The organism is Flavobacterium sp. CECT 9288 (assembly GCF_918731615.1).
Classification (GTDB): Bacteria; Bacteroidota; Bacteroidia; order Flavobacteriales; family Flavobacteriaceae; genus Flavobacterium.
In genome coordinates this window covers 3,377,173-3,402,192 of record NZ_OU957226.1, presented here as the reverse complement: position 1 = coordinate 3,402,192, position 25,020 = coordinate 3,377,173, and the positions used below count along the sequence as shown (strand labels likewise).

At 32.4% G+C, this 25,020-nt stretch carries 25 protein-coding genes; 21 read left to right on the top strand and 4 right to left on the bottom strand.

Annotated elements, in window-relative coordinates; genetic code table 11:
* Positions 1 to 211 precede the first annotated feature (211 nt).
* Together LQ189_RS15070 and LQ189_RS15065 are read left to right on the top strand one after the other, a co-directional pair.
* Positions 212 to 2,995 carry an outer membrane beta-barrel family protein gene (locus tag LQ189_RS15070; protein WP_230158312.1) on the top strand — a complete coding sequence of 928 codons (2,784 nt, stop codon included), beginning with the start codon at positions 212 to 214 and terminating at the stop codon, positions 2,993 to 2,995.
* A 46-nt stretch (positions 2,996 to 3,041) separates the two neighbouring features.
* The gene (locus LQ189_RS15065; protein ID WP_230158310.1) at positions 3,042 to 3,803 is read left to right on the top strand and encodes a GLPGLI family protein; all 762 of its coding nucleotides are present in this window, start codon (positions 3,042 to 3,044) and stop codon (positions 3,801 to 3,803) included.
* A 408-nt stretch (positions 3,804 to 4,211) separates the two neighbouring features.
* Here LQ189_RS15065 and LQ189_RS15060 read toward each other — a convergent pair whose 3' ends face one another.
* Together LQ189_RS15060 and LQ189_RS15055 are read right to left on the bottom strand one after the other, a co-directional pair.
* Positions 4,212 to 4,757, bottom strand: coding sequence for a GNAT family N-acetyltransferase (locus LQ189_RS15060; protein WP_230158308.1), 546 nt, complete (start codon positions 4,755 to 4,757; stop codon positions 4,212 to 4,214).
* A 174-nt stretch (positions 4,758 to 4,931) separates the two neighbouring features.
* Positions 4,932 to 5,984 carry a ferredoxin--NADP reductase gene (locus LQ189_RS15055; protein ID WP_230158306.1) on the bottom strand — a complete coding sequence of 351 codons (1,053 nt, stop codon included), beginning with the start codon at positions 5,982 to 5,984 and terminating at the stop codon, positions 4,932 to 4,934.
* Positions 5,985 to 6,114: 130 nt separating this feature from the next.
* Between LQ189_RS15055 and LQ189_RS15050 the strand changes: the two genes are divergently transcribed.
* The 17 genes from LQ189_RS15050 (at position 6,115) to atpG (ending at position 21,527) form a co-directional block, all read left to right on the top strand.
* Positions 6,115 to 6,456: a PadR family transcriptional regulator gene (locus LQ189_RS15050; RefSeq protein ID WP_086453071.1), complete on the top strand. Its 342-nt coding sequence runs from the start codon at positions 6,115 to 6,117 to the stop codon at positions 6,454 to 6,456.
* 10 nt (positions 6,457 to 6,466) lie between these two features.
* Positions 6,467 to 7,147 carry a hypothetical protein gene (locus LQ189_RS15045; protein WP_230158304.1) on the top strand — a complete coding sequence of 227 codons (681 nt, stop codon included), beginning with the start codon at positions 6,467 to 6,469 and terminating at the stop codon, positions 7,145 to 7,147.
* 10 nt (positions 7,148 to 7,157) lie between these two features.
* Positions 7,158 to 7,832, top strand: a complete 675-nt coding sequence (locus LQ189_RS15040) for a hypothetical protein (protein WP_230158302.1) — start codon at positions 7,158 to 7,160, stop codon at positions 7,830 to 7,832.
* Positions 7,833 to 7,842: 10 nt separating this feature from the next.
* Positions 7,843 to 8,550, top strand: a complete 708-nt coding sequence (locus LQ189_RS15035; RefSeq protein ID WP_230158301.1) for a hypothetical protein — start codon at positions 7,843 to 7,845, stop codon at positions 8,548 to 8,550.
* A gap of 48 nt (positions 8,551 to 8,598) precedes the next feature.
* Positions 8,599 to 10,068, top strand: a complete 1,470-nt coding sequence (locus LQ189_RS15030; protein WP_230158300.1) for a DUF5687 family protein — start codon at positions 8,599 to 8,601, stop codon at positions 10,066 to 10,068.
* Between the two features lie 114 nt (positions 10,069 to 10,182).
* Positions 10,183 to 10,878 carry an ABC transporter ATP-binding protein gene (locus tag LQ189_RS15025; protein ID WP_230158299.1) on the top strand — a complete coding sequence of 232 codons (696 nt, stop codon included), beginning with the start codon at positions 10,183 to 10,185 and terminating at the stop codon, positions 10,876 to 10,878.
* Between the two features lie 324 nt (positions 10,879 to 11,202).
* Positions 11,203 to 13,827 (top strand): tetratricopeptide repeat protein, encoded by a 2,625-nt coding sequence (locus LQ189_RS15020; protein WP_230158298.1) that lies wholly within the window; start codon positions 11,203 to 11,205, stop codon positions 13,825 to 13,827.
* A 3-nt stretch (positions 13,828 to 13,830) separates the two neighbouring features.
* Positions 13,831 to 14,232 (top strand): polymer-forming cytoskeletal protein, encoded by a 402-nt coding sequence (locus LQ189_RS15015; RefSeq protein WP_144889975.1) that lies wholly within the window; start codon positions 13,831 to 13,833, stop codon positions 14,230 to 14,232.
* Entirely contained in the window at positions 14,204 to 14,443 is a 240-nt protein-coding gene (locus tag LQ189_RS15010) for an AtpZ/AtpI family protein (protein ID WP_086453042.1), read from the top strand. Before LQ189_RS15015 ends, LQ189_RS15010 begins: the two co-directional genes overlap by 29 nt.
* Positions 14,440 to 14,823, top strand: a complete 384-nt coding sequence (locus LQ189_RS15005; protein WP_230158296.1) for a hypothetical protein — start codon at positions 14,440 to 14,442, stop codon at positions 14,821 to 14,823. Before LQ189_RS15010 ends, LQ189_RS15005 begins: the two co-directional genes overlap by 4 nt.
* 131 nt (positions 14,824 to 14,954) lie before the next feature.
* Entirely contained in the window at positions 14,955 to 16,106 is a 1,152-nt protein-coding gene (gene atpB / locus LQ189_RS15000; RefSeq protein ID WP_230158294.1) for a F0F1 ATP synthase subunit A, read from the top strand.
* 40 nt (positions 16,107 to 16,146) lie between these two features.
* On the top strand, positions 16,147 to 16,353 hold the full coding sequence (gene atpE, locus LQ189_RS14995) for an ATP synthase F0 subunit C (RefSeq protein WP_230158293.1): 207 nt from the start codon (positions 16,147 to 16,149) through the stop codon (positions 16,351 to 16,353).
* A 76-nt stretch (positions 16,354 to 16,429) separates the two neighbouring features.
* Positions 16,430 to 16,921, top strand: a complete 492-nt coding sequence (locus LQ189_RS14990) for a F0F1 ATP synthase subunit B (RefSeq protein WP_230158292.1) — start codon at positions 16,430 to 16,432, stop codon at positions 16,919 to 16,921.
* A 4-nt stretch (positions 16,922 to 16,925) separates the two neighbouring features.
* Positions 16,926 to 17,459: an ATP synthase F1 subunit delta gene (gene atpH, locus LQ189_RS14985; RefSeq protein WP_230158291.1), complete on the top strand. Its 534-nt coding sequence runs from the start codon at positions 16,926 to 16,928 to the stop codon at positions 17,457 to 17,459.
* A gap of 9 nt (positions 17,460 to 17,468) precedes the next feature.
* Positions 17,469 to 18,995 carry a hypothetical protein gene (locus LQ189_RS14980; RefSeq protein ID WP_230158290.1) on the top strand — a complete coding sequence of 509 codons (1,527 nt, stop codon included), beginning with the start codon at positions 17,469 to 17,471 and terminating at the stop codon, positions 18,993 to 18,995.
* 23 nt (positions 18,996 to 19,018) lie between these two features.
* The gene (atpA, locus tag LQ189_RS14975; RefSeq protein WP_086455040.1) at positions 19,019 to 20,596 is read left to right on the top strand and encodes a F0F1 ATP synthase subunit alpha; all 1,578 of its coding nucleotides are present in this window, start codon (positions 19,019 to 19,021) and stop codon (positions 20,594 to 20,596) included.
* A gap of 70 nt (positions 20,597 to 20,666) precedes the next feature.
* On the top strand, positions 20,667 to 21,527 hold the full coding sequence (gene atpG, locus LQ189_RS14970; RefSeq protein ID WP_230158289.1) for an ATP synthase F1 subunit gamma: 861 nt from the start codon (positions 20,667 to 20,669) through the stop codon (positions 21,525 to 21,527).
* 56 nt (positions 21,528 to 21,583) lie between these two features.
* Here the strand turns inward: atpG and LQ189_RS14965 are convergent, their stop codons facing one another.
* Together LQ189_RS14965 and LQ189_RS14960 are read right to left on the bottom strand one after the other, a co-directional pair.
* Positions 21,584 to 21,835 carry a hypothetical protein gene (locus LQ189_RS14965; protein ID WP_230158288.1) on the bottom strand — a complete coding sequence of 84 codons (252 nt, stop codon included), beginning with the start codon at positions 21,833 to 21,835 and terminating at the stop codon, positions 21,584 to 21,586.
* An 820-nt stretch (positions 21,836 to 22,655) separates the two neighbouring features.
* Complete coding sequence (locus LQ189_RS14960; RefSeq protein WP_230158287.1) at positions 22,656 to 22,823, bottom strand: hypothetical protein; 168 nt, start codon at positions 22,821 to 22,823, stop codon at positions 22,656 to 22,658.
* 368 nt (positions 22,824 to 23,191) lie between these two features.
* Between LQ189_RS14960 and LQ189_RS16270 the strand changes: the two genes are divergently transcribed.
* Together LQ189_RS16270 and LQ189_RS14955 are read left to right on the top strand one after the other, a co-directional pair.
* Complete coding sequence (locus LQ189_RS16270; protein WP_255667903.1) at positions 23,192 to 23,320, top strand: hypothetical protein; 129 nt, start codon at positions 23,192 to 23,194, stop codon at positions 23,318 to 23,320.
* 228 nt (positions 23,321 to 23,548) lie between these two features.
* Positions 23,549 to 24,907, top strand: coding sequence for an AraC family transcriptional regulator (locus LQ189_RS14955; protein ID WP_230158285.1), 1,359 nt, complete (start codon positions 23,549 to 23,551; stop codon positions 24,905 to 24,907).
* The last annotated feature ends 113 nt before the right edge of the window (positions 24,908 to 25,020 follow it).

Here is a 25,020-nt window from a genome sequence, read left to right as displayed (position 1 = left end):
CATTTCCGATTGCGAAAAAAAAGCCTTTTCACGTAAGAAAAACTTTAACACATTTATAACAATTCGTAAAGATTACGTAGTACGAATAATACTATTTTTGGTTCGTCTGCGTTGTAAGTAACGAAACTAAAATTTAGAGTTAGCAGTAAAGTGTTACGATACTAGTTTTTATTTGTTTCAAAACGCATTAACCAAAAACCAACTAGTATTTATGTCAAACTTTAGGGTAACTCTTGCCATTTTATTTTTTGTAACCTTTACAGCTTTTGCCCAAAAAAGCAAAGTATCAGGAACATTAACCGCCGGAAGCGAAAAAACACCTATTTACAATTCGGTAATCGCGTTATTAACGCCGGTCGATTCGGTGCTTTATCAATTTACACGTTCTGATAAAGACGGTAAATTTTTATTGAACAATGTAAAACCAGGCAGCTATATCTTGATGACTTCTCACAGTCAATATGCTGATTATTTGGATGATATTACTTTAACCGAAACAGACCGAAACTTAGGCAACATCAACTTAATGAGTAAAATGGAATTGCTCCGAGAAGTGGTCATTAAAACGGGTTCTATTAAAATAAAAGGCGATACAACCAGTTACCGTGCTAGCGATTTTCAGGTAGATGCTAATGCTAACGTAGAAGAACTTTTAAAGAAACTACCCGGAATTCAAGTGGATAAAAACGGAACAATCAAAGCCATGGGCGAAACCGTTGAAAAAGTTTTGGTTGATGGCGAAGAATTTTTTGGTGATGATCCAGGTATGGCGGTAAAAAATTTACGTGCCGATGCTATTAAAGAAGTGCAAGTTTTTAATAAAAAAAGCGATCAAGCTGAATTTACAGGAATTGACGACGGCGAGACTAAAAAAACCATCAATCTCAAGTTGAAAGAAGACAAAAAGAAAGGCTATTTTGGTAAAATTGATGGAGCAAATGAACCCACGGCCTATAATGATTCACGTAACAACAGTAATATTTTAGTGAGCAATTTTAAAGGAAAAAGAAAATTATCAGCTTTTTTATTAAACGGTAATACGGGCCAAGATGGTTTAAGTTGGGAGGACAGTGATAAATTTGGCGGTGGTGACGGTAATGTAAGTATGAACATGGATGATGATGGTAATGTGAGCTATGAGTGGACCGGTGGTGAAAATGATGACGAGCCATATGTAGATACTCAAAATGGATTTATTAAAAATACCAATGCGGGTTTGCAATACAATAACAAATGGAACGACAAACACAGTTTAAATTTGTCTCCTAAATACAACCGACAAAGTTATCAAAACAACAGTAGCCGAAATACGCAAACCCAAGTAGGCGACACGCAACTCAATCAAAACAGCTCAACGGTAAGTAATGTAAACAGAGATAATTTTAAAGCAAACATAGTTTATGATGTTAAAATTGACTCTATTAATACTTTAAAGGTTACGGCAAAAACTAATTTTTATACTACCGAAAGTGACGAATTTACTAACGGAGATACTAGAGGAAACGATGGTTTGCTGCGCAACAGACAAGAGCGTATGTTTACCACAAATTCTGATAAGCAAGCCCTTTCTGCAAGTGTTTTATTCAAACATAAATTTGCAAAACCACGTAGAACCTTGTCTGTAAATAGCAGTTGGAACACATTAAACAGCAACTCTAATAATTTCTTGAAATCAAGTAATGAAAGCTACGAAGGCGGAGCTTTGGCTTTTAGTAATGAAGTAGATCAAAATAAAGTAGGCGAGAAAAACACACAAAATGTGAGTATAAACACGACTTATACAGAACCTTTGGGTAAAAAGATGGCTTTGCAATTGTCGTATCAAATTACCAATAACAGCGGCAATAGTAATTTTATCACCTATGATTTCTCTGATTTGAGCGGACGTTATGATGTAGTTGTTGATTCCTTATCCAATCAATTTGAGCAAAACATTACAACACACAAACCTTTAATTAAGTTGAGTTACAATGCAAAAAAGATCACTTACAGTTTTGGTAGTGGTTTTGGTTTTACTTTTTTTGATTTACAAGATTTATCTCAAAACAAAGAGTATAACCGCAGTTTTACTAACTTTTTCCCGTCGGCAAACCTTTCATATAAATACAAAAGCAATAGTAACCTGCGTTTTAGCTATCAAGGAGCTACAAGACAACCTACTATTGATCAGTTGCAACCGCTTCGAAATAACCAAGATTTTTTCAACCAAGTTGTGGGTAATCCAGATTTGAAACAATCATTTACGAACAGTTTTAATGTTACACATAGCACCTATAGCATTTTAACCGAAACCAATTTTTTTCAGAGTGTATCTTTTAGAACAACTGCAAACTTGATTTCTTTTAATAGAGATATCGATCCAGAAAGTGCAAAAACAGTAACGACTCCTATAAATACCAATGGAAATTTTTCGGCAAACGTTTATATGGGTTATGGTTTTAAATTAAAAAAATTAAACCTTTTTGTTAATTTGAATCCGTCTCTTAATTATAACAGATCTGTAAATAGCATCAACAAACAAATTAATAATTCGGATAATTTGAACTCTAGTTTTGGTCTCTATATTAACAAATCGAAAGAAAAAAAATACGATTTAACTTTGAGCAACACCTTCTCAAACAGTCGTAATAGTACTTCACAGAACGATCAAGTTAGGTCTTTTAATACCAATGAGCTAGGTTTTAGAGCAGGTGTTTATTTAACAGAAAAATGGAAAATTGAATCTGATTACAATTGGTACGCCCGTCAAAAAACACTTGAATTTCAAGACCAACTTTCTAACCAACTTTGGAATGCAAGGTTACAACGCACTTTTAAGAAAGAAGAGTTCACTGCTTATTTCTTGGTGAGAGATATTTTGAATCAAAACGTGGGAATTAATCGATTTATCTATGAAAATACGATAGGTGAGGAGCGTAACGACAGATTGAAACGATATGCTATGATTGGGTTTACATGGAATTTTAAAAATAAAAACGTAGAAGAAAAAAAATAGAATAAAAGAAAGCAATTTTCTTTAAATCATAAAAAAATACAACACTATGAAAACCTATTATGTATACCTAATGCTACTTGTATTTACAGCCAATAGCTTTGCGCAACAGTTTGTAGATAAAGCGGTTATTGAATATGAAGTGAGCACCAACCTTAAAAAAACAATGAGTAATGACAGTTGGAATGAGCAAATGAAAGAGAGCATATCTGATCTTAAAATTTCGTATTACAACTATACGTTTGACAATAATAAAAGCTTATTTAAATTTGACCGATGGAGTCCAAAAACTAAAATTCCGAATTACGAAAAAGAGGCAGACGAAGAGAATATTTGGTTTTTTGATTTTGCGAATCGCAAGATGAACGTTCAAAAACAAATTGTAGGAACCAATTTTGTAATAGCAGATAGCATTCCTAAAATTGAATGGAAAATTACAAATGAACATCGTGAAATTGCGGGTTACAATTGTAGAAAAGCTGTCGGCAAAATTTTTGACGAAGTATATGTTTTTGCTTTTTACACCGATGATATCACTATTTCAGGAGGTCCGTGCACTATAAATGGATTGCCAGGAATGATTTTAGGTTTATCAATACCGCGTTTGTACACCTCGTATATTGCTACCAAAGTAGATTTAAAAATAAAAGATCCAAGTATCATTCAACCTATAGCGGCCAAAAAAATGTATGATTTGAATGGTCTTAAAACTTTGATTGAGGAAAAAACAAAAGATTGGTATACGTATGGGGAAGATAAGGAAGAAAATAAGCGTCAAAAAAACCTGTTTTTGTGGAATGCTTTCTTGTAATGTTTTGACTGTAGATTAAATATTGCATTTTAAAATATTGAGTTTTAGAACACGATCAACTCTAAAATCATTTTTTTTATCTTGACAATACTTTAAAATTTACTGTTATATGATATTTGAAATAAAAAAGTATCAAGTTGTGAATATCTTGCACGAATTATTTTAAAGGGATTATTAGTGTTAAGAGTTGATAATGTTCATTGGAACCACTAAGAAAATTTAGGTTTTTTTAAAGTATTTATCAATGAACTAAGCTGAATAATTTCATCAGTTCGTTTATTTTTTCAAGTTTGTAACAACTTATGAAAAGGATATTTTAAATTCTATCGATCATTTGATTTTATAAAATAAAACAACTTAGAATTATAGTACTCAAATCTAATTAGGTAAAACTTTCGGTGAGATTTATTAGCTTGTTTTTTTATAATTTTTGTTGATTAGATTCCAATAAATCATCTCATTTTCAATACTTATCTTGGTGAAGTTAAATTTATGTAGAAGATTTATTGAACTAATATTTTCTGTTAAGCAATTTGCTGTAATTTCTTTAATTTTTTCGTTGGAGAAAGCCCATTTTATTATTTCTCTTACGGCTTCTTCTGCAAAACCTTTTCGTCTTTCTTCCTTGATTATGCCATATCCAATATCAATATTTTCTTTTTTATCGTTAAATCCTTTAAATCCTAAATCTCCAATGATTTCCTTTGTGTCTTTCTTGATTATCATCCAAGATTCAAAACCTGTTGGATAGCCTACTTTGGTTAAATTATTAACAATTCTTGGCAAAGTATCTAAAACATCCATGTCTGGCCAACTTTTCCCTTTTTGATAGTTCCATTTTTCTAAATCACTAAAATCATTATTTAAAATATTTTGACAAAATGCAATTGTAAATGGTTTAAGTATTAAATTTTTAGTTGTCAGTTGTTCAATTTCAATTTTTTTAATTTTCATGTTTTAATGCAAGATGATAAGGTAAATAAATATAATGTCTGACCTACCTTATAGGATTTAAAGAAGAATTACTTGTAATAGACTATTAAGTCTACTAATATACTAAAAATCTCAACTCCCTAAAACAAAAAAACTTCCCTTTTCAGAGAAGTCCTTGTTATCGTATAGACTGTTTTAAACATCATCATAATCTACATAAATAGTGTCTGATGTAGGATGCGCTTGACAGGTAAGTATCAAACCATCGGCAATTTCTTTATCCGTAAGGATAGAATTCTTAGACATTTCAGCAGTTCCAGAGGTAACACGAGCCAGACAGCTACTGCAAATTCCGCCTTGGCAAGAGTATGGAGCATCAATTCCTTGTTTTAAAGCGGCATCTAGAACGGTTTGTTTTTGCGACATTTCAAAAGTAGTCTCTTCGTCATCAACCAAAACAGTAATTTTTGAATGACCGCCCAATGATTTTTCGATCTTATTTTCTTTGGTTGACGAAGCAAACAATTCAAATTTAATATTTGATTCTTTTACATTGTGCTCTTTTAAAACTCCAGAAACGGTATTGATCATTTCCTCAGGTCCGCACAAATAGAATTTAGAAAACTCAAGTTCTTTGTGTTTTGTATTTAAAACAAAATTCACACTTGATTTTTCGATACGACCAAACAAAGCATTTTCAACGTTAGCTTGACTGTACACATAATGCACAAACAAACGACCTACATATTGCAATTGCAAATCGTGTAACTCTTTGTAAAAAATAGTGTCTTCAGGTGATTTGTTACCATAAACCAAAACAAAAGTGCTGTTAGGTTCGTTGTGTAAAACCGATTTTAAGATCGACATCACGGGTGTAATTCCACTTCCTGCCGCAAAAGCTGCGTAGTTGCGTTGGCGATCAGCCTGAGGTTCAAATGTAAATTTCCCTTCCGGAGTTCCTACTTCAAGAACATCACCCGCTTGTAGTTTGGTGTTGGCAAATTGCGAAAACAAACCATTAGGAACGGCTTTAACAGCAATTCGAAGTTCATCACTATCAGGCGAAGAACAAATAGAGTAGGCTCTGCGAATTTCTTGACCGTCAAGCGTTAGTTTTAAGTTCAAATATTGACCAGCAATAAAAGCATAATTGGCTTTTAATTCTTGTGGTACGTTAAAAAGTATGGAAACTGCATCTTTAGTTTCGCGTTTTACTTCTTTTATAATAAGTTTTAAAAAAGACGACATGTGATAATTTTTTTTACAAAGATACTAAAGTCAATAGGTAAGTTAAATTAAAGTAATTGAAAATTTACATACCTAGAAGTGTTATGTATAAGAATCTTATGTATATTTGTTTTTCCAAAAGAAAATGAAAATGAAAAACTCACAATTGTACAAAGGGAGTCTGAATACTATTATCATGAAATTGCTGGAAGAAAATGGCAAGATGTACGGCTATGAAATCACTCAGAAAGTAAAAGCGATTACGGCGGGTGAACTCAATATTACCGAAGGCGCTTTGTATCCTGCCTTGCACAAACTTGAGGCCGAAGGAATTTTGGATGTTGAAATTGAAAAAGTTGACAACCGCATGCGCAAGTATTACAAACTAACCGAAGCAGGCGAGAAGGAAACCGTTAATAGACTTTCAGAACTCGAGGATTTCATCAGAAACATGCAGAGTTTAGTGAACCCTAAGCCTAGTTTAGAATTTTAATTTTTTCAAGATGAAATTAACCACCGAACAAATAGCCCAAATAGAAGAAACTTTAGTTTTAAACGGTCTTGTTTATCAAGATGTGAAGCTAGAAATAATTGATCACATAGCATCAGAAATTGAAGAAAGAATGAGTCAGGAAGAAATTTCATTTGACAGGGTCTGTAAATCAGTTTTTGAGAAATGGAAAAGTGCACTGGTAATTTCTTCAAGTTATGCTTGGTTAGGAGCTTTCTTTAAAGCACCTCAATTTGTAGTAGACAAATTAGTCGCTTATTCTAAAAGAGAGGCTTTACATGTATTTTTTTCAGTTCTTGTTTTCGGGTCTCTACTAGCTTTTATAGTTTCAAATACTTTTCAAAAAGAAACCTTTAAAGCTATTAGTTTAGCTTTACAAGGAGTTTATACCCTTTTGATGGTATGTACCAGTATAAGTATGTTCTTGATTTGGAGATCTACAATTAAAACTATGTACGGAAGATTGTTTCTTTTTAGAGGTTGGCTCGTTTTTTTATTTTGTTTTCAGTTTAACATTTATAATGATCCATTAAAGCATTTTGATGCTAATAATTCTTTTTTGCGAACTGTAGTAAGTTGTTTACTATTATGTACTCCATTTGTGTACTCTTTTTTTCAATTAATGTTAGCTAGTGAACATTTTAAAATCGAAAAAAAATTGAAATTAGTTTAATCTTTATTTTATGAAACTAACCACCGAACAAATAGAATACGTCTCTAATTACATCAAATCTTTAGATATCAAATGGTATGAATTGCAAGTAGAATTCACAGATCACATGGTTACTAGTATGGAGGAAATTTGGGAGAAAGACCCTGAACTTACTTTTCATCAAGTGAAGCAGTGTGCTGAAAGTAAGTTTGTAGGGTATTCAAGTTTTAAATCGATTCAAGAAGAACGAAAAGGTATTTTACAAAAGGAATACAATAGAAGTCAACGAAAAATGATTGCGGAATTTTTAAAATTACCCAAAATTATTGGAAGCATTCTGTTAGGAATACTCGCTTACCAAGGTTCTTTTTACTTTGAGAAACCTAGTAAGTACTTAGGATTATTATTTGCATTGTTATTAGTTTTTATAATTCCAGGATTGTATAACTTCATCAAGAATTATAAAATGGAAGTAAAACGTTTTTTAGCAGTAAGTTACTATTCTTTAAGTTTAACAGTTTCGATGATTTTCCCTAATATAGGAATCAACCTAACTAATGTTTTTAAAGAAGAAATCCCGCAGAATCATCTTTTGTTCATATCGCTTATTTGTTTTTGGGTCGTTGGACTTTTGTTTTGCGCAACAGGAGTCTATCTTGATATAAAACATGTAGCAAAAGTTAAAAAACAATACCAACTGAATTAATCTTTAGAAGATGAAACTAACCACTCAACAAATAAACCAACTTTATCTTTTTACCCGCCAACATTATGTGGAATACTATGATTTGCAAACAGAATTAGTAGATCATTTGGCAAACGCTATCGAAACCGAATGGCAACAAAATCCTAAATTGACTTTTGACGAAGTCTTGAACAAAGAATTCAAAAAATTTGGGGTTTTTGGTTTCATGAGTGTTGTAGAAAGTCGCCAAGCTGCTTTGGGCAAAAAATACAATAGTATCGTTTGGGAACATTTTAAAGAATTTTTTGGCATCCCTAAAATTGTCTTAACACTTGCAATGACTTTTTTATTATTTATCATTTTAAAAATAAGTTCGTACCAAGAGTGGACTATAATTGGTTTATATCTTGCATTGTTTGGTTTTACGATTTATGAAATGATTAAATCAAAGAGGCTAAGAAATAAAAAAAAGAAATCGCAACAAAAAAGATGGTTGTTTGAAGAAATTATCAATCAATATGGCGCTTTTTCAGGTGCCATACTTCTACCGTTCAACATTATTTTACAAATATTCAATCGTATTGATACTCATATAACAAATGATTATTTTTTACTAGCAATATGCTTTGTTTTAGTATTATTATCAGTCAGCCTTTTCATTATTTTTAAAATAATTCCTTCCAAAACACAAACCTACCTAGAACAAACCTACCCAGAATATAAATACGAAAAATTGTAACATTTTTTTATTTCGATCTACTTACTAGCAAACCAAAAAAACCAAAAGATGATTTCAAAATTCCTTTATCTCGAATGGAAGGCTTTCACAAGGTCAGCATCCTTCGCATCTAACTTGGCACTAAAAATCCTGATGGGTTTTGTAGCGGCTTATTTTATTTTAATATTCCTAGGAGTAGGGGTAGGAGCATTTTATATCCTGAAGAAAATGAAACTAGATCCTGTGGTAGCGGTAAATCAATTCCTATTTTACTATGTAATCATGGATTTAATTATCCGCTTGATGCTTCAAAAAATTCCAGTGCTCAATATTCGCCCTTTGTTGATTTTCCCCATCAATAAATCAACTATTGTTCATTTCTCTCTAGGGAAAACTATTTTGTCTTTTTTCAACATTATTCATGCCTTCTTTTTAATTCCTTTTAGTATAGTATTACTTATAGAAGGATATGATCCTGCATCAGTTGTCTTTTGGTTCTTGGCCGTTTATTCTTTATTCTATTGTAATAATTTCATCAACATATTGTTGAGCAATAAAGATAATTTATTTGCCATATTTTTAGGAACAACAGCTGTTTTAGGAGGATTGCATTACTATGGCATATTTGATATTACAGCTTATGTAGCTCCGTTGTTTAATGCACTTTTCAATACGTATTGGGCATTTTTAATACCAGTTGTAGCACTAGTTGTTTTGTATTATGTAACCTTTCAATATTTCAAAAAGAACTTGTACCTAGACGCAGGTTTATCTAGTAAACACGATGAGGCCAAAACAGAAGAGCTAACTTGGTTGAACCAGTTTGGATCCATCGGAACTTTCTTGAAAAATGATATCAAATTGATTAAAAGAAACAAACGGTCTAAAACTACGGTTGGACTTAGCGTTATGTTTCTTGTTTACGGTTTGCTATTTTTTAGTAATGCAATTCCTATGTACAGCAATCCTACCATGAAAATTTTGGGCGGGATTATAGTTTCAGGTGGATTCTTAATTACTTTCGGACAATTTGTGCCGAGTTGGGATAGCTCGTATTACCAGCTCATGATGACACAAAATATTCCGTACAAAGGCTATTTGAGTTCAAAATGGTGGTTAATGGTAATTGCTACCATTGTTACTACAATTATTGCTTCGTTCTATCTTTATTTTGGTGTACAAGTTTACTTAACCATTATTGTGGGTGCCATTTATAACATTGGTGTCAACTCACATCTTGTATTATTAGGAGGAGCGTACACTAAAACACCTATTGATTTAAGTTCAGGAAAAGGTGCTTTTGGAGATAAAAAAGCCTTCAATGTAAAAACCATGCTCATCTCCATACCACAATTAGGATTACCTGTATTATTGTATTGGCTTGGGTCTAAATATGGCAGTCCAACTATAGGTTTAGCGCTAGTAGCAGCCCTAGGTGTAATAGGTTTTGCATTCAAAGAAAAAGCATTTTCATTGATTGAAAAAACATATAAATCAGAAAAATACGCTACCATAGCGGCTTACAAACAAAAAGGATAAGATTCATAAAGATAATTTAATGCAATGGTGCTTAATTTTCTTAATCCCTTAATGGTTTAAAAAATAGATTAAGCAATTCAAGCAACAACAAACCAACCTATAAAACTTCAAAAAATGATACAAGTAAACAACTTATCAAAAACATATAACGGAACAACCGTATTAAAAATAGACTCATTAGAAATAAAAAAAGGCGAAAGCTTTGGCTTAGTAGGAAACAACGGCGCTGGAAAAACCACTTTTTTCAGTCTGCTTTTAGATTTGATCCAGCCCTCAACAGGAAACATCATCAACCATGGCGTACAAGTCAATACCAGCGAAGCCTGGAAACCTTTTACAGCATCGTTCCTAGACGAAAGTTTCTTGATAGGATACCTAACTCCCGAAGAATATTTTTATTTCATTGGCGATTTACGCGGTCAAAACAAAGCCGATGTTGATGCTTTACTCGCCAAACACGAAGAATTTTTCAATGGCGAAATCCTTAAAAACAAAAAATATTTACGCGATTTATCAAAAGGAAACCAGAAAAAAGTAGGCATCATTGCCACTCTTATTGGTAGTCCCGAAGTAGTGATTCTAGACGAACCGTTTGCTAATTTAGACCCAACCACACAATTCCGATTGAAAAAAATCATCAAAGATCTAGCCGATGATCCTAACGTGACCGTGCTTGTTTCCAGCCATGATTTGCAACATACCGTTGAGGTTAGTGACAGGATTGTAGCCATGCACAAAGGAAACGTGGTCAAAGACATTCAAACATCACCAGAAACCTTACAAGAATTAGAGCAGTTTTTTGCCGTATAAATTCAGCAGAACAGTTCTAGATAAAATAGACAACGCTAATTCGATAAATAGATGCTCCAAGGTTTGTATCTACTAAATGAATTAGCGTTTTCTTTTGGGCGTAACCCTCAGTCTCGTTCAGTAAAACGAGACCTCGGGTCGGGCTTTTCGCTCTATCTTTATTTTTTTAAAGAAAAAAAATAAAGGATGCCGCTGCAATCCCTTACGCACACACATTAACCAAATAAAGCATCATAATTTTCACGTTATCAAAAAGAAATGTATTTTTACAAGTTCATATACTAAAAGGTGTATTTCATAGTTAATTGATAAAAACGTTTTCCATTGAAAATCAATATATTTAAAACATTATCTCTCGGGTTACTTCTTACTTTTTTTGTAGCCTGTTCTACAAAAAAAGATACCTTCATTTCTAGAAATTCCCATGCCTTAAGTACTGAATACAACATCCTTTACAACGGACAAATAGCCTTAGACAAAGGCATAAAAACTGTCAACGATAACAGTGATGATAATTTTTGGAATATTCTACCCATAGAAAAAATGCAAATTTCCGAAGAGTTTTCAGCGTCAAATAAAGCTAAAAACCCTGATTTTGAATTGGCCGAAACCAAAGCGACTAAGGCCATTCAAAAACACTCTATGAACATTAACGGCAGAGAGAAAAACATGCAAATAGATGAGGCCTACCTCATGCTAGGTAAAGCGAGATACTATGATCAAAGGTTTATTCCAGCTCTTGATGCATTCAATTACATTCTTTACAAATATCCTAACAGTAGTAAAATTTACGAAGCTAAGATTTGGCGTGAAAAAACCAATATGCGTTTGGGGAATGACCCACTCGTTATCAAGAATATTAGCAAATTACTAAAGGATCACGAAGTAAAAAAACAAGTTTTTGCAGATGCAAATGCCCTTTTGGCTTCATCTTTTTTAAATCAAGAACAAAAAGATAGTGCTGTGGCCAAGTTAAAACTAGCCATAGATTTCACAAGAATTAATCAAGAAAGAGCAAGATACCGTTTTATTTTAGGGCAGTTATATCAAGAGTTAGGACATAAAGATAGTGCCGTAGCAATGTACCAAACAGTCATTGACATGAACAGAAAAGCGGAGCGCAAGTTTGTTATTCAAGCACAGGCAAAAAAAGCAACACTTTTTGATTATCAAAAAGGAGATGTAGCATTGTTCACTAAAACCTTTGACAAATTAATAAATGACCGAGAAAACCGCCCATTTAAAGATTTGATTTTTCATCAAATGGCTTTATTTCATGACAAGCAAAACAACCAAGAACAAGCAGTTGTGTTGTATAATGAATCCTTAAAATCAAATTCTAAAGATCCTTACCTAGTAGCTTCAAACTATAGAAATCTGGGTAATATGTATTTTAGAAATACAAAATATCCTATTGCAGCTAAGTATTATGATAGTACGCTGGTAAAACTTAATGATAAGACTAGAGAGTTTGCAAAAATCAAGAAAATTAGAACAGATCTTGATGAGGTTATTTTATATGAAACCATTGCCAATAGAAATGACAGTATCCTGCGGGTGGTAGCCATGAGTACACCAGATAGAATTGCATATTATGAAAAACACATTGCGGTACTCAAAGAAAAGGAAGAACAAAAACGAATACTAGAAGAAAAAAACAAACGCATTGCTGACAATATAGCGGCAAATTCATCGATTAATTCACCAGATCCAGCTACAAATTTAAGCCCAGTTCTCCCTGGAGGAAGAAACGCTATGCTTCCGCCATCAGGTAACGCACCTATTTCACAACAAGCGCTCAGCACCTTTTATTTTTACAATCCCAATACAGTAGCTTTTGGAAAAGTAGAATTTAAAAAAAATTGGGGTGATAGAGAAGCCATAGGCAATTGGAGAATGCTAAAAGCTACCTCAAATGCAAGTTCAGCAAACGGTGATACTAATTCGCCACTTACAAGCGCAGCAGGAGAAACAACTACAGCCGTTGCGGAGCAATTCACTACTGATTTTTACATCAAGAAATTGCCTACTGAACAAGCCGACTTGGATAAGTTAAATAAAGACCGAAATGAGTCATACTATCAATTAGGAATAATCTACAAAGAGAAATTCAAAGAAAATCAATTGGCAATAGCCAAGTTAGAGCAATTACTTTTAAACAATCCTGAGGAAAAACTAGTATTGCCATCACTTTATAATTTGTATAAATTATACCAAATTACCGATGTGAGTAAAGCAACAGCTATAAAACAAAAAATAGAAACTCAATTCCCTAATTCACGCTATACTCAAATTATAAGCAATACCAGCTCAAGTTCAGTAGCTGTAGAGGAAACTCCAGAAACAACGTATAACAAATGGTATAGAATTTTCCAGAATGAAGAGTACGTAACAGTATTAGAAAACATAGACACATTAATTACACAATTTTCAGGTGATGCTATAGTGTCAAAATTTGAATTGCTTAAGGCCAATACCATAGGTAAACTAAGAGGAGTAACGGCTTTTAAAAATGCGTTGCAAGATGTTGCTGACAATTATCCAAATAGCGAAGAAGGTAAGAGTGCAGTGCTTACTTTAAAAGAGCAAATTCCATTTTTAGAAAAAATAGATTTCAAGACAACAGAAAGCGGTAAGTGGAAAGTATTGTACACCGTAGGGAAAAAAGATGCCGAAGCCACTAAACTCTTAACGGATAAATTAACCAAATTTATAAAAGATAACGATCTAACTGTATTATCTTTCTCATTTGATGTCTATAATGAAAAAGAAAATTTCATCACAATCCACGGATTTAATTCTAGTGCATTTGCAACGAACATCACAACAAAAATACTAGCATTAAAACCTACTGGGAATGTGCCAAATGCCATTGTGATTAGCAATGATAATTATAAAGTAATTCAAATTAAAAAAAATCTTGAGGCTTATTTAGGTCTAAAAAAATAAACTATGTTTGATAAAAAGCAAAAACCATACACTGATCTTTTAGGTAAAACAAATAGAATTGTAGAAGCTACAACAATCACTGGAGACATATCCTCTAAGGCTGATTTTAGACTAGATGGAAATTTAATTGGCAATTTTCATTCAGAGGGTAAAATTGTTATTGGTCCCTTGGGTAGTGTAAAAGGAGACATAATTTGTAAAAGTGCTGATATTGAAGGAAAATTTGAAGGTAAAATTCAAGTAACCGAACTTTTAAACATTAAAGCAACCGCACGTATTAATGGTGAAGTACTTGTAGGGAAACTTTCTGTAGAACCCGGAGCTGATTTTACGGCTACTTGTACCATGAAAATGATGAATACAAGTCAAACACCAAATGACAGTGAAAAAGGAACCAAAAAATAGTAATGTTAATAAGTGGCTATTATTTATGGGAATCCCTTTTCAAATGGGGATTGTCATTTTTTTATTCACTTATTTAGGAATATGGCTGGACGGAAAATATACTCATGGAACAACCCCTTGGTTTACTATTGGGCTATCTTTATTTTCTGTTTTTGTAGGACTATATAATGTCATACGTCAGGTGAACAACATTAATAAAAATAATAAATGAGCAAATTAATTACGTTTTTAAAATATTGTATACCCTTTACTATACTATTGTATTTTGCACAGCAATATGCAACAACGACTTTAGGATCTCAACACGATTTTTTTTACACAACTTGGAGTATCTATTTGTTTCAATTTGTATCTTCTTTACTCCTATATATAATACTGCTTTTTGTTCATTCAAAATTCCCTGAATATACAGGGTTTGCTTTTATGGGTATTACGTTTTTTAAAATGATGGCATCGGTTGTTTTTTTAATACCGTTGATTCAAGCAGAGGGGAGAGAAACTAATTTAGATATCGCTGCATTCTTTATCCCGTATTTCCTATTTTTGTTTTTTGAAACTGTATTTTCAATACGATTGATAAATAAAAGATAAGTTACTTGAAAATAATGCAATCCGATTGTAAAATTCATTTTTTAAAATCATCATTATAATTTTCAATTTTCAATTAAATATGTACCTTTGCAAAAAATTTTAAAAACGTTAAATCAGATACTCAATTAATAATGGTAATTTCAAAAAAATCACTTCAATTCCTGTTAGTAACTTTTCTAGCGTGTATGCCATTGGTTACTTTCGCAAATGCAAACGCGGATAGTCTTCAAAACCATACTGAAAGTGCAGCTACAGTTGCAGCGCCACATGGAGAATCGGGTCATTCTGAGAAAAAAGAATTTAATGCTACAGAGCTTATTAATGACCACATAGGGGATTCTCATGAATTTCATATTGCTGATTGGAATGGTCATCCTATAACATTTTACTTGCCTGTAATTTTATGGACTAATAATGGTTTAGAAATTTTTTCATCAGAGCAGTTTCACCATGATAATGATGGGCACCACATAATTGATGTAAACGGTCAAAAACTGGTACGTCATGAAGAAGTGATTTATTACGCAGATAAATTTGAAACACTTACAGAAGCTCAAAAAGATTTAGGTGGTTTTGAATTTGATGCTAGACCGCTTGATTTTTCAATCACTAAGAATGTTTTTTCAATGTTAATGTCGGCTATCGTTTTGTTTATTTTATTTTTAATAGTAGCACGTTCTTACAAGAAAAACCAAATGGCACCTAAAGGCATTGCTGGTTTCTTAGAGCCACTTGTAACTTATGTGAGAGATGAAATTGCAATTCCTAATATTGGAACAAAAAAATACGCTAAGTTCATGCCGTATTTATTGACCATCTTCTTTTTTATATGGATCAATAACTTAATAGGTTTAATTCCGTTTTTCCCATTTAGCTCTAACTTAACTGGTAATATCTATTTTACTTTTGTATTAGCATTTATCACCTTTATAGTAACAACATTAAGTGGTAATAAGGATTATTGGGGACACATATTAACGCCACCAGTACCTAAAGCATTATATCCAATTATGATTCCTGTAGAAATCATTGGTATGTTGACAAAACCTTTCGCGTTGATGATTCGTTTGTTTGCTAACATCACAGCAGGGCATATTATCATCTTGAGTTTAATTTCATTAATTTATATTTTTGAAACGGTGTGGGTATCGCCTATATCTGGAGCTTTTGTATTATTCATGAGTGTTCTAGAAATGTTAGTTGCTGCTTTGCAAGCGTATGTATTTACATTGTTATCAGCATTGTTTATTGGTCAAGCTGTTGCTGAACACGACCATCATTAATTTGAGTTTTATTAATTATTAACTATATAAATTTACTATTATGGTATTAGCTGGAATTGGAGCTGGATTAGCAGTAATCGGAGCAGGTCTAGGAATTGGAAAAATTGGTGGTTCTGCAATGGATGCTATCGCTCGTCAGCCAGAAGCTGCTGGAAAAATCCAAACTGCTATGATTATCGCTGCTGCACTTATTGAGGGTGTTGCACTTTTCGCAGTAGTAGTTGCGTTAATCGCAAAAGCAAATTAAATCCTAAAATTTCCTGTGGCGGTTGGCTACAGGAAGTTTTTTTATTGAAAAACAATTTTATTAAATATATAAGAATATGAAATTAACTTCACCAGAAAGTTTAATATTTTGGACCACAATTATATTTGTAGTTTTCTTTATACTACTTAAAAAATTTGCTTGGGGTCCTATTTTAGGAGCTGTAAAAAGTCGTGAGGAGTCTATCAACAATGCATTAGCATCTGCTGAGTCAGCTCGTCTTGAAATGCAAAATCTTACCGCTAGTAATGAGCGTATTTTACAAGAAGCGCGTTTAGAACGTGATGCTATGTTAAAAGAAGCTCGTGAAATGAGAGATAAAATGATTGCTGATTCTAAAGCCGATGCGCAAGCAGAAGGTGCAAGAATGATTGAGCAAGCAAAAGTTGCTATTGCAGCAGAAAAAAATGCGGCAATGGCTGAATTGAAATCTCATGTTTCTACATTATCTTTGGACATTGCAGAAAAATTATTAAAAAGCGAATTATCTAACAAAGAAGCTCAATCTAAACTAGTTGAGAACATGTTAGGAGACGTAAAATTAAACTAACATTATGTCAGGAACTAGAGCAGCAATTCGTTATGCGAAAGCAATTTTAGAAATCGCACAGTCAAAAGGTGTGGCTGATGCCGTTAATGCTGATATGAAAACTATTGCATTGACTGTTACAGAAAATCTAGAATTGAAAAACTTTATTGAAAATCCAACTTTAAAAGTTGATCAAAAACAAAGTGCTTTACTAGAGGTTTTTGCTGATGCAAATTCTGTGACTAAAAGTTTATTTCATTTGTTATTTGAAAACAAAAGATTCGAAATTTTAGGTGCTATAGCATTAGAATACAATGGTTTGTTTGATACAATGAACGGAGTTGAAGTAGCAACTGTTACTACTGCTGTTCCTATGGATGAAGTTTTAGAGGCCAAAGTTTTAGCTAAAATAGCTACTTTGTCTGATAAGAAAATTACAATTATCAACACTGTAGATCCTGCTATTATAGGAGGTTTTATTATTAGAATAGGTGACAAGCAGTACAATGCTGCAGTTGCAAACAGATTACAAATTTTAAAAAGAGAATTAAGTAACTAAATTCTAACAATGAAAAAAATTATATTTTTATTAATCCTAGGTACATCGTTATTTTCTTTTAGTCAGAAAATAAAAGAAGATGATGATCAGATTTTATTTGATAATGTTGCTGTTGCGAAAGTTGAAAAGGACAAAGCAGGTACGCAGTTTAAATATACTTCAATTAATAATGCCAATGCTATCATTGCAACATTGAAGACACATAAAATTGATGCTCAGAATTCTAAAAGTTGGTTAATTGTTACAAATTTAGATGGTACAAAAACTGCAGAAGTAGATTTTGTTCTAATGTCTTTTACATTGAATTATAAAAAAGCTGTTGCAGAAATCCTTGCCAAAAAGTACAATATTTTAACTACTAATGGTGTAGAGAATCTTGATGCTTTTTTTGCTGAAGAGCGTCCAAGTATTTCAGCAGAGATTGAAAAATTGAAGGAATCTGCCAAGGATTTGGAAAAAGACCTAGCGGCAATGAACTATCAAGTTTTTCGAAAAGATAAATTGATTTTTTCTGGTGTTGTTCCTGCAGATGCTTTTACAGATAGGTATACCCAAGAACAAAACAAAGAGTTCATGTCAAAAGTGGTAGCTAAATATGATGTTTCTATGAAACAAAATAGTTCGCCATATCCTGTTTTAAATGTTGAAATAGCATCTTTAAGTGGTAGAGTATTAGTTCAAGCTGTCGAGAGAGGCGGAAAAATGGTAGTAGCATTAGTTGAATCGGATAAAACCTTTACTTATGTTCCAACTGCCAAAATCAATAATGCGGATTTGGCTTCTTCTGAAAGTTTTGTAAAAGAATTAGTTGATTTATCATACGTTAATGGTCAAAAATACATGACTTTAATGGAGGCTGAAGTTCTTTTAAAGGCAAGAGAAGCTGATAAAACGGCTAAATTAGACGCTGCTAAATTAAACTCATCTAATATTTACGACAAGAAAGGGTATGTAATTGATCAAAAAGGTGAAAAAGTAGAAGGTGTACTTTCTATTGATTTTGAAAAAATTGCAATCGCTAATTCTTCTAATGGCATGGTCGATTTAGATGGTGTTGGGAAAATATTAAAAGTGGTAGCTAAAAATGAAAAAGGCGATTTTAAATATTACAGTTTTAAAGCAAAAGAGAATGTCCTTTTTAGCATTGTAAATGATGATAATTCTGAGACAAAGTATCGAGCTTTATTAGCCAAAGTTGAAGAGGTTGCAGCACCAAAAGATAATTCTGCACTTGATTTAGGTGCTATGGCTGGACTTTCTTTAGCTTCTGCTTCATGGAAATATTTTAAAGAAGTACAGATTACAGATAAGATGAGTATTTTCCAAGACGTACCTTCAAATTCTTATGTAATTAAAATACCATCACAGGAAAAAGGTTTTCAAATCCTAATTAAAAAAGGTAAAGAAGAGAAGTTTTTTACTAAGTTAAAAGAGTATATCGGTGGTTCTGTATCTAGTACTGACATAGAAAAAATTGATTACAGTAATATTAATGGTTTAAAAGATTTAGTTGATTTATATTCTAAATCAATATAAAAAAATAGGTAAAAATAATTATTATGGCGGAAATTAAACCTGCTGAAATTTCAGCAATATTAAGAAAGCAAGTAGAAGGTTTTGAATCTGGTGCTACACTAGAGGAAGTAGGAACTGTACTTCAAGTTGGAGACGGTATTGCTCGTATTTACGGGCTTTCAAATGTGCAATATGGTGAGTTAGTTGAATTTGAAAACGGACTTGAAGCTATTGTATTGAACCTTGAAGAAGACAATGTGGGTGTGGTACTTTTAGGACCATCTACAGGAATCAAAGAAGGATCTACTGCAAAAAGAACACAACGTATAGCTTCTCTTAAAGTAGGAGAACAAATGGTAGGACGTGTAGTAAACACACTTGGTTTTCCAATTGATGGAAAAGGACCAATAGGTGGAGACTTATACGAGATGCCATTAGAAAGAAAAGCTCCTGGAGTAGTTTTCCGTCAGCCAGTTACTGAGCCATTACAAACAGGTATTAAAGCAGTAGATGCAATGATTCCAGTAGGTCGTGGACAACGTGAGCTTGTTATTGGTGATCGTCAAACAGGTAAATCAACAGTTTGTATTGACACCATTTTAAATCAAAAAGAATTTTACGATGCTGGAAAACCAGTATTTTGTATCTACGTAGCTATTGGACAAAAAGCTTCTACTGTAGCAGGAATTGCTAAGATGTTAGAAGAAAAAGGTGCTATGGCGTATACTGTGATTGTTGCTGCAAATGCATCTGATCCAGCTCCAATGCAAGTATATGCTCCTTTTGCAGGTGCTGCAATTGGAGAATATTTTAGAGATTCAGGTCGTCCGGCTTTAATTGTTTATGATGATTTATCTAAACAAGCGGTTGCTTACCGTGAGGTTTCTCTTTTATTAAGAAGACCACCGGGACGTGAGGCTTATCCTGGAGACGTTTTCTACTTACACAGCCGTTTATTAGAGCGTGCTTGTAAAGTAATTGCTGATGATGGAATTGCTAAAAACATGAATGATTTACCAGATTCATTGAAATCAATTGTAAAAGGTGGTGGTTCATTAACTGCTTTACCAATTATTGAAACTCAAGCTGGTGACGTTTCTGCATACATCCCAACAAACGTAATTTCTATTACTGATGGTCAAATTTTCTTAGATGGAGATTTGTTTAACTCTGGGGTTCGTCCAGCGATTAACGTAGGTATCTCGGTATCTCGTGTTGGAGGAAATGCACAAATTAAATCAATGAAAAAAGTGGCGGGTACTTTAAAGTTAGACCAAGCACAATTCCGTGAATTGGAAGCGTTTGCTAAATTTGGTTCTGATCTTGATGCTGTTACTTTAAACGTAATTGAAAAAGGAAAAAGAAACGTTGAAATCTTGAAACAAGGTTTGAATGATCCTTATACTGTAGAAGATCAAGTTGCTATTATTTATGCAGGATCAAAAAACTTGTTGAAAAACGTACCTGTTTCTAAAGTTAGAGAATTTGAGAAAGATTTCTTAGAATTCTTAAACGCTAAACACAGAGGAACTCTTGATGCGTTGAAAGCAGGAAAATTGACTGACGAAATTACAGATGTAATTGAAACTGTTGCAAAAGAATTATCAGCAAAATATAACTAATTTAGTGAAAAGTGAAAAGTGAATAGTATAACTGTTCACTTTTTACGATTCACATTTCACTATACACAAAATGGCAAATTTAAAGGAAATCCGTAATAGAATTACTTCCGTTTCATCTACGATGCAAATAACATCTGCAATGAAAATGGTTTCTGCAGCAAAGCTAAAGAAAGCACAAGATGCAATCACAGCTATGCGCCCTTATGCCGAAAAATTGACAGAACTGCTACAAAATCTTTCTGCTACTTTAGAAGGTGATGCTGGTGGTGAATATACCACACAACGTGAGATTAAAAAAGTATTATTAGTTGTTGTAACTTCAAATAGAGGTTTAGCTGGAGCTTTTAATACTAACGCCATAAAAGAAGCGAAAAATCGTGCTGAATTCTATGCAGGAAAACAAGTAGATGTTTTTGCTATTGGTAAAAAAGGTAACGATGTATTGAGCAAAACTTTAAACGTTGTAGGCAATCAAAGTACTGTATTTGATGATCTTACTTTTGACAAGGTAGCAAAAATTGCTGATGAGTTAATGGAAAAGTTTGTGGCTGGTGAGTATGATAAGATTGAGTTGATCTACAACCAGTTTAAGAATGCTGCTACACAAATTGTTCAAACAGAGCAATTCTTGCCGTTAGCATCTTTAAAGGCTAATGCTGCTGAAGCTGCTGGTGATTATATTTTTGAACCATCAAAAGAAGAAATTGTTTTGACCTTGATTCCTAAATCATTAAAAACTCAATTGTATAAAGGTATTCGTGATTCTTTTGCCTCTGAACATGGAGCACGTATGACTGCAATGCACAAAGCAACTGATAATGCAACGGAATTGAGAAATCAATTGAAATTGACTTATAATAAAGCACGTCAAGCTGCAATTACCAATGAAATCTTAGAGATTGTAGGTGGAGCAGAAGCTTTAAAAGGATAGTAATTATTACGCACATAAAAAAAGAGCCAACATTATGTTGGCTCTTTTTTTTGTGGTTAGCTTTTCTTTTTGAATGTTTTAACTGGTTTTTCTGTACTTGTTATGACTAGGGACGTACCCATAATGGAGTCAATTTGTTTTTTATCTATAGTCTCTAACCAAGAATATTTTATTGTTTTTATATTTTGCCAGGGATTTGTACTTACTGTTTTTTCAATTTCAGGTAAAGCCGTTTTACCTTTTTTTTGGGCGTAAGATGTTGTAGTGAATATGGCGAAGCATATCAAAAAGTAGATGTATTTTTTCATTTTTTTTGTACTGAAATAGCTATAATTTTATTTCAAATAGTATGCCAATTCGTTATTTAACCTAAAGTTTCTGTAATAAAATTCTCGACTAGTTTCCAGTATAGTATGATTATTTTCAGTAGAAGTGTGATCATTTTATTTGATTTTTAGTTATAGTATTTTTATGATGATCTTATTAGTATTCTTTAGATGTGAAAAACGAAGTATTTCTATACGAATTTTAAGGTATAAAATATAATTTAACTTCAAAGTCTATAGGGTCATTTATGATAGATCTAAAATGAAGTTTATGGATTCAGTTCCTTTTTTGAGTCTGATTGCTTCCTTTTGTATGTTTCATAGCTTGCTAGTGCTACTGAAAAAAAGAGTATTAAAAAGATTTGTTCTGTGTCCAATAGTTTGTAGATGACGATGTTTTTTTCATCTTTAAAAAAATTTCGTATAAGTAAAATGAACACAATTAGAATTGTATTTTGTAACGTTTGAGTAATAAAGTATTTCATTAGTTGTGGGCTTTTAAACTTAAGTAAACTAATAGGAACTGAAAAGTATACTTTTCAAACAAATTTTGTAGGTAGTAGGTTCTTGAGGTCAGAACTTAAATATATCGATTTAGTTTTGTCAAATCGTTGGCTCTCATTTTAAAATATATCATTATAAACACTGCAGGAATAAAGAATCTATAGCCTCTGTATATCCAGATATTAACTGGGAAAGAGAATAATTTGTAGGTGTCTCTGATCTCAATTAAGGAATAAATTAAGTTTATGGTAAAGAAAATTCCAAAGAATAAATAAAAGTTTTTGGTTAGTTTCATTTTTTAGTGATTGTTAGGTAGTGTTCCCATTAGTCCAGCCATAAAATTGGCCCAATCAGAAATTATCTCAACTGATGCAGCAATAAGCACAAAAAGTGCAGTAAAAGTCGGTTCTTTTATAGTTTTTACTTTTGCACTATTTAGTTGATCTAAAAATGGTTTTAAATTCATTTTTTAAATTCTTTTTTTAAAAAAGTTTCTCGAGAACTTTTATGCTCATTTTTTAATGGAGATTGTAGCTTTATAAACTCCATGCTCTGTATTTTTTTTAAGGGTTACCTACCAGCTGAATTATTCCCTTTTTTTGATAAAGCTTATATTTTTTGACTATCGTTTTATTTTTTAATGCTTTTCATTTCTGAGGCCAAAACTAGGATTGTTGTTGACGATGTGCAAATTCTTGTTATCGGAATTCACGGAATTCCGATAAGTTATATTTTTAAAATAATGAAAATCAAGACAATACAAATAACCTAGAAATGTAGTTTTTTACAGCATTTTAATTTATATAATCTACTTTTGTGCTAAACCAAACTACAATGACTAACCAACAATTTTTAAAAATAGTGCTTTTGGGACTGTTTCCTTTCTTTTTATGGTCACAAACATTATCTGACAAATCTTTATTGCCATACGATACTATAGACAATAATTATTTTAAAGACTAAGGGGATGCTAAAAGGCAATTAGCGTGGGCTAAAGTTTATCTAGATAAAGCTAAAAAAGAGAATAAAGCAATCCGAAAAGCTAGAGGCTATTATTTATACGCCATTCTTTATTATGAAGATCAACCACTCAAAGCGATTCAATATCTAGATAGTGTAATAAAATATTCAAAAATAGAACCGAATAAATTTTTTCCTGCTGCGGCTTATTGCGAAAAAGCGGGCTTATTAGTGGATTTACGAAAATTTGATGAAGCGTTACTAAATTTTAACTTGGCAGAACAAGTAGCTTTAAAAACAAATATTGATTATTATTATATGGTTCGTGACTATATTGGAACTACGAAATCAGAAGAAATGGGAGAAGTTGAGGAAGCCTTACAATTGTACCATGAAAACTATAAATATTACAAAACGAAAGATTATCGAGGGGATTACTACTCTTATTATTACCAAAACACCATATTTGGATTAGCAGATTGCCATAAGTCTTTAAAGCATTCTGATTCTACTTCCTATTATAATGCTTTGGGTTATAAAGAAGCGACAATTACTAAAAACAACGAATTACAGTTAATGTTTACTTTGAATGAAGGAGCCAATCAGGTAGATAAAAGAAATTTTAGAGCTGCTCTAGATAGTATCAATAAAGCATTACCTGGTTTAATCAAAGTTAAAAATACAGGAAATGTTTTAGCTTCGTATTTTTATTTAGGGAAATCTTATGCAGGTTTAGGAGATAAATTATTAGCGGTTCAAAATTTTATAAAAGTGGATTCTATGTACCGCGTTAGAAAAAAAATTACACCGGAATTTGTAGGAGGTTATTCTTATTTGATTGAGTATTACAAGCAGACTGGAGATAAACAGAATCAACTAAGATACTTAACAACCTACATGGAAATAGATAGTGTGTTGCAAAAAAATTATAAACACTTGAGTAAAGTTTTGCGCAATGAGTACGATACCCCGCACTTAATTGCAGAAAAAGAGTCCTTAATACAATCTTTGGAAAAAAAGCAGTCTGCTTCATATATATGGATTGTACTTTTAGTTGCGGGTGTTGTAGGATTGATTGCCTACCAATTTTACTTAAAAAAACAACATCAAAATCGATTTGAAGCAATTCTGAATCCAGCCATATCTATTGAAGAAAACAGTACTGTTTTAGAAACGCAGCTTACCACGCCTGATGGAAAAGAAAATCAAGTACAACAGAGTTTATCAAATGAAATTGTACTTGAATTACTGGAAAAATTAACAGGGTTTGAAAACGATAAAGGCTTTATTGAAAACACAATTTCTATTCAAAAACTGGCTTTACAACTCAACACCAACACTAAATATTTGTCTAAAGTTATTAATGAACAAAAAGGAAAAACGTTTGTACAATATATTAATGAGCTCCGAGTAAATGAAGCAGTTTTGCAATTGCAAACACAACCTGTTTTACAAAATTATACCATAGCTTCCTTAGCAAGTGAGTTTGGTTTTAATTCGGCGGAAGCCTTTTCGGCTGCTTTTTATAAAAAGTATAAAATCAAACCTAGTTTTTTTATCAAAGAGTTGAGTAAAACGAGAGCTAGTTAAAAGTCTTAAAATAAGCAAATAGAATTTTAGATAGCGGAATTCACGGAATTCCAGTAACAACTTTACATTTCTATTTAAAGGAATCGTTCAACTTTAATACATTTGAACCATTA

Coding starts and splice junctions, on each gene's coding strand:
- LQ189_RS15070 (WP_230158312.1), top strand. CDS start 212: ATGTCAAACTTTAGGGTAACTCTTGCCATTTTATTTTTTGTAACCTTT.
- LQ189_RS15065 (WP_230158310.1), top strand. CDS start 3,042: ATGAAAACCTATTATGTATACCTAATGCTACTTGTATTTACAGCCAAT.
- LQ189_RS15060 (WP_230158308.1), bottom strand. CDS start 4,757: ATGAAAATTAAAAAAATTGAAATTGAACAACTGACAACTAAAAATTTA.
- LQ189_RS15055 (WP_230158306.1), bottom strand. CDS start 5,984: ATGTCGTCTTTTTTAAAACTTATTATAAAAGAAGTAAAACGCGAAACT.
- LQ189_RS15050 (WP_086453071.1), top strand. CDS start 6,115: ATGAAAAACTCACAATTGTACAAAGGGAGTCTGAATACTATTATCATG.
- LQ189_RS15045 (WP_230158304.1), top strand. CDS start 6,467: ATGAAATTAACCACCGAACAAATAGCCCAAATAGAAGAAACTTTAGTT.
- LQ189_RS15040 (WP_230158302.1), top strand. CDS start 7,158: ATGAAACTAACCACCGAACAAATAGAATACGTCTCTAATTACATCAAA.
- LQ189_RS15035 (WP_230158301.1), top strand. CDS start 7,843: ATGAAACTAACCACTCAACAAATAAACCAACTTTATCTTTTTACCCGC.
- LQ189_RS15030 (WP_230158300.1), top strand. CDS start 8,599: ATGATTTCAAAATTCCTTTATCTCGAATGGAAGGCTTTCACAAGGTCA.
- LQ189_RS15025 (WP_230158299.1), top strand. CDS start 10,183: ATGATACAAGTAAACAACTTATCAAAAACATATAACGGAACAACCGTA.
- LQ189_RS15015 (WP_144889975.1), top strand. CDS start 13,831: ATGTTTGATAAAAAGCAAAAACCATACACTGATCTTTTAGGTAAAACA.
- LQ189_RS15010 (WP_086453042.1), top strand. CDS start 14,204: ATGACAGTGAAAAAGGAACCAAAAAATAGTAATGTTAATAAGTGGCTA.
- LQ189_RS15005 (WP_230158296.1), top strand. CDS start 14,440: ATGAGCAAATTAATTACGTTTTTAAAATATTGTATACCCTTTACTATA.
- atpB (WP_230158294.1), top strand. CDS start 14,955: ATGGTAATTTCAAAAAAATCACTTCAATTCCTGTTAGTAACTTTTCTA.
- atpE (WP_230158293.1), top strand. CDS start 16,147: ATGGTATTAGCTGGAATTGGAGCTGGATTAGCAGTAATCGGAGCAGGT.
- LQ189_RS14990 (WP_230158292.1), top strand. CDS start 16,430: ATGAAATTAACTTCACCAGAAAGTTTAATATTTTGGACCACAATTATA.
- atpH (WP_230158291.1), top strand. CDS start 16,926: ATGTCAGGAACTAGAGCAGCAATTCGTTATGCGAAAGCAATTTTAGAA.
- LQ189_RS14980 (WP_230158290.1), top strand. CDS start 17,469: ATGAAAAAAATTATATTTTTATTAATCCTAGGTACATCGTTATTTTCT.
- atpA (WP_086455040.1), top strand. CDS start 19,019: ATGGCGGAAATTAAACCTGCTGAAATTTCAGCAATATTAAGAAAGCAA.
- atpG (WP_230158289.1), top strand. CDS start 20,667: ATGGCAAATTTAAAGGAAATCCGTAATAGAATTACTTCCGTTTCATCT.
- LQ189_RS14965 (WP_230158288.1), bottom strand. CDS start 21,835: ATGAAAAAATACATCTACTTTTTGATATGCTTCGCCATATTCACTACA.
- LQ189_RS14960 (WP_230158287.1), bottom strand. CDS start 22,823: ATGAATTTAAAACCATTTTTAGATCAACTAAATAGTGCAAAAGTAAAA.
- LQ189_RS16270 (WP_255667903.1), top strand. CDS start 23,192: ATGACTAACCAACAATTTTTAAAAATAGTGCTTTTGGGACTGTTTCCT.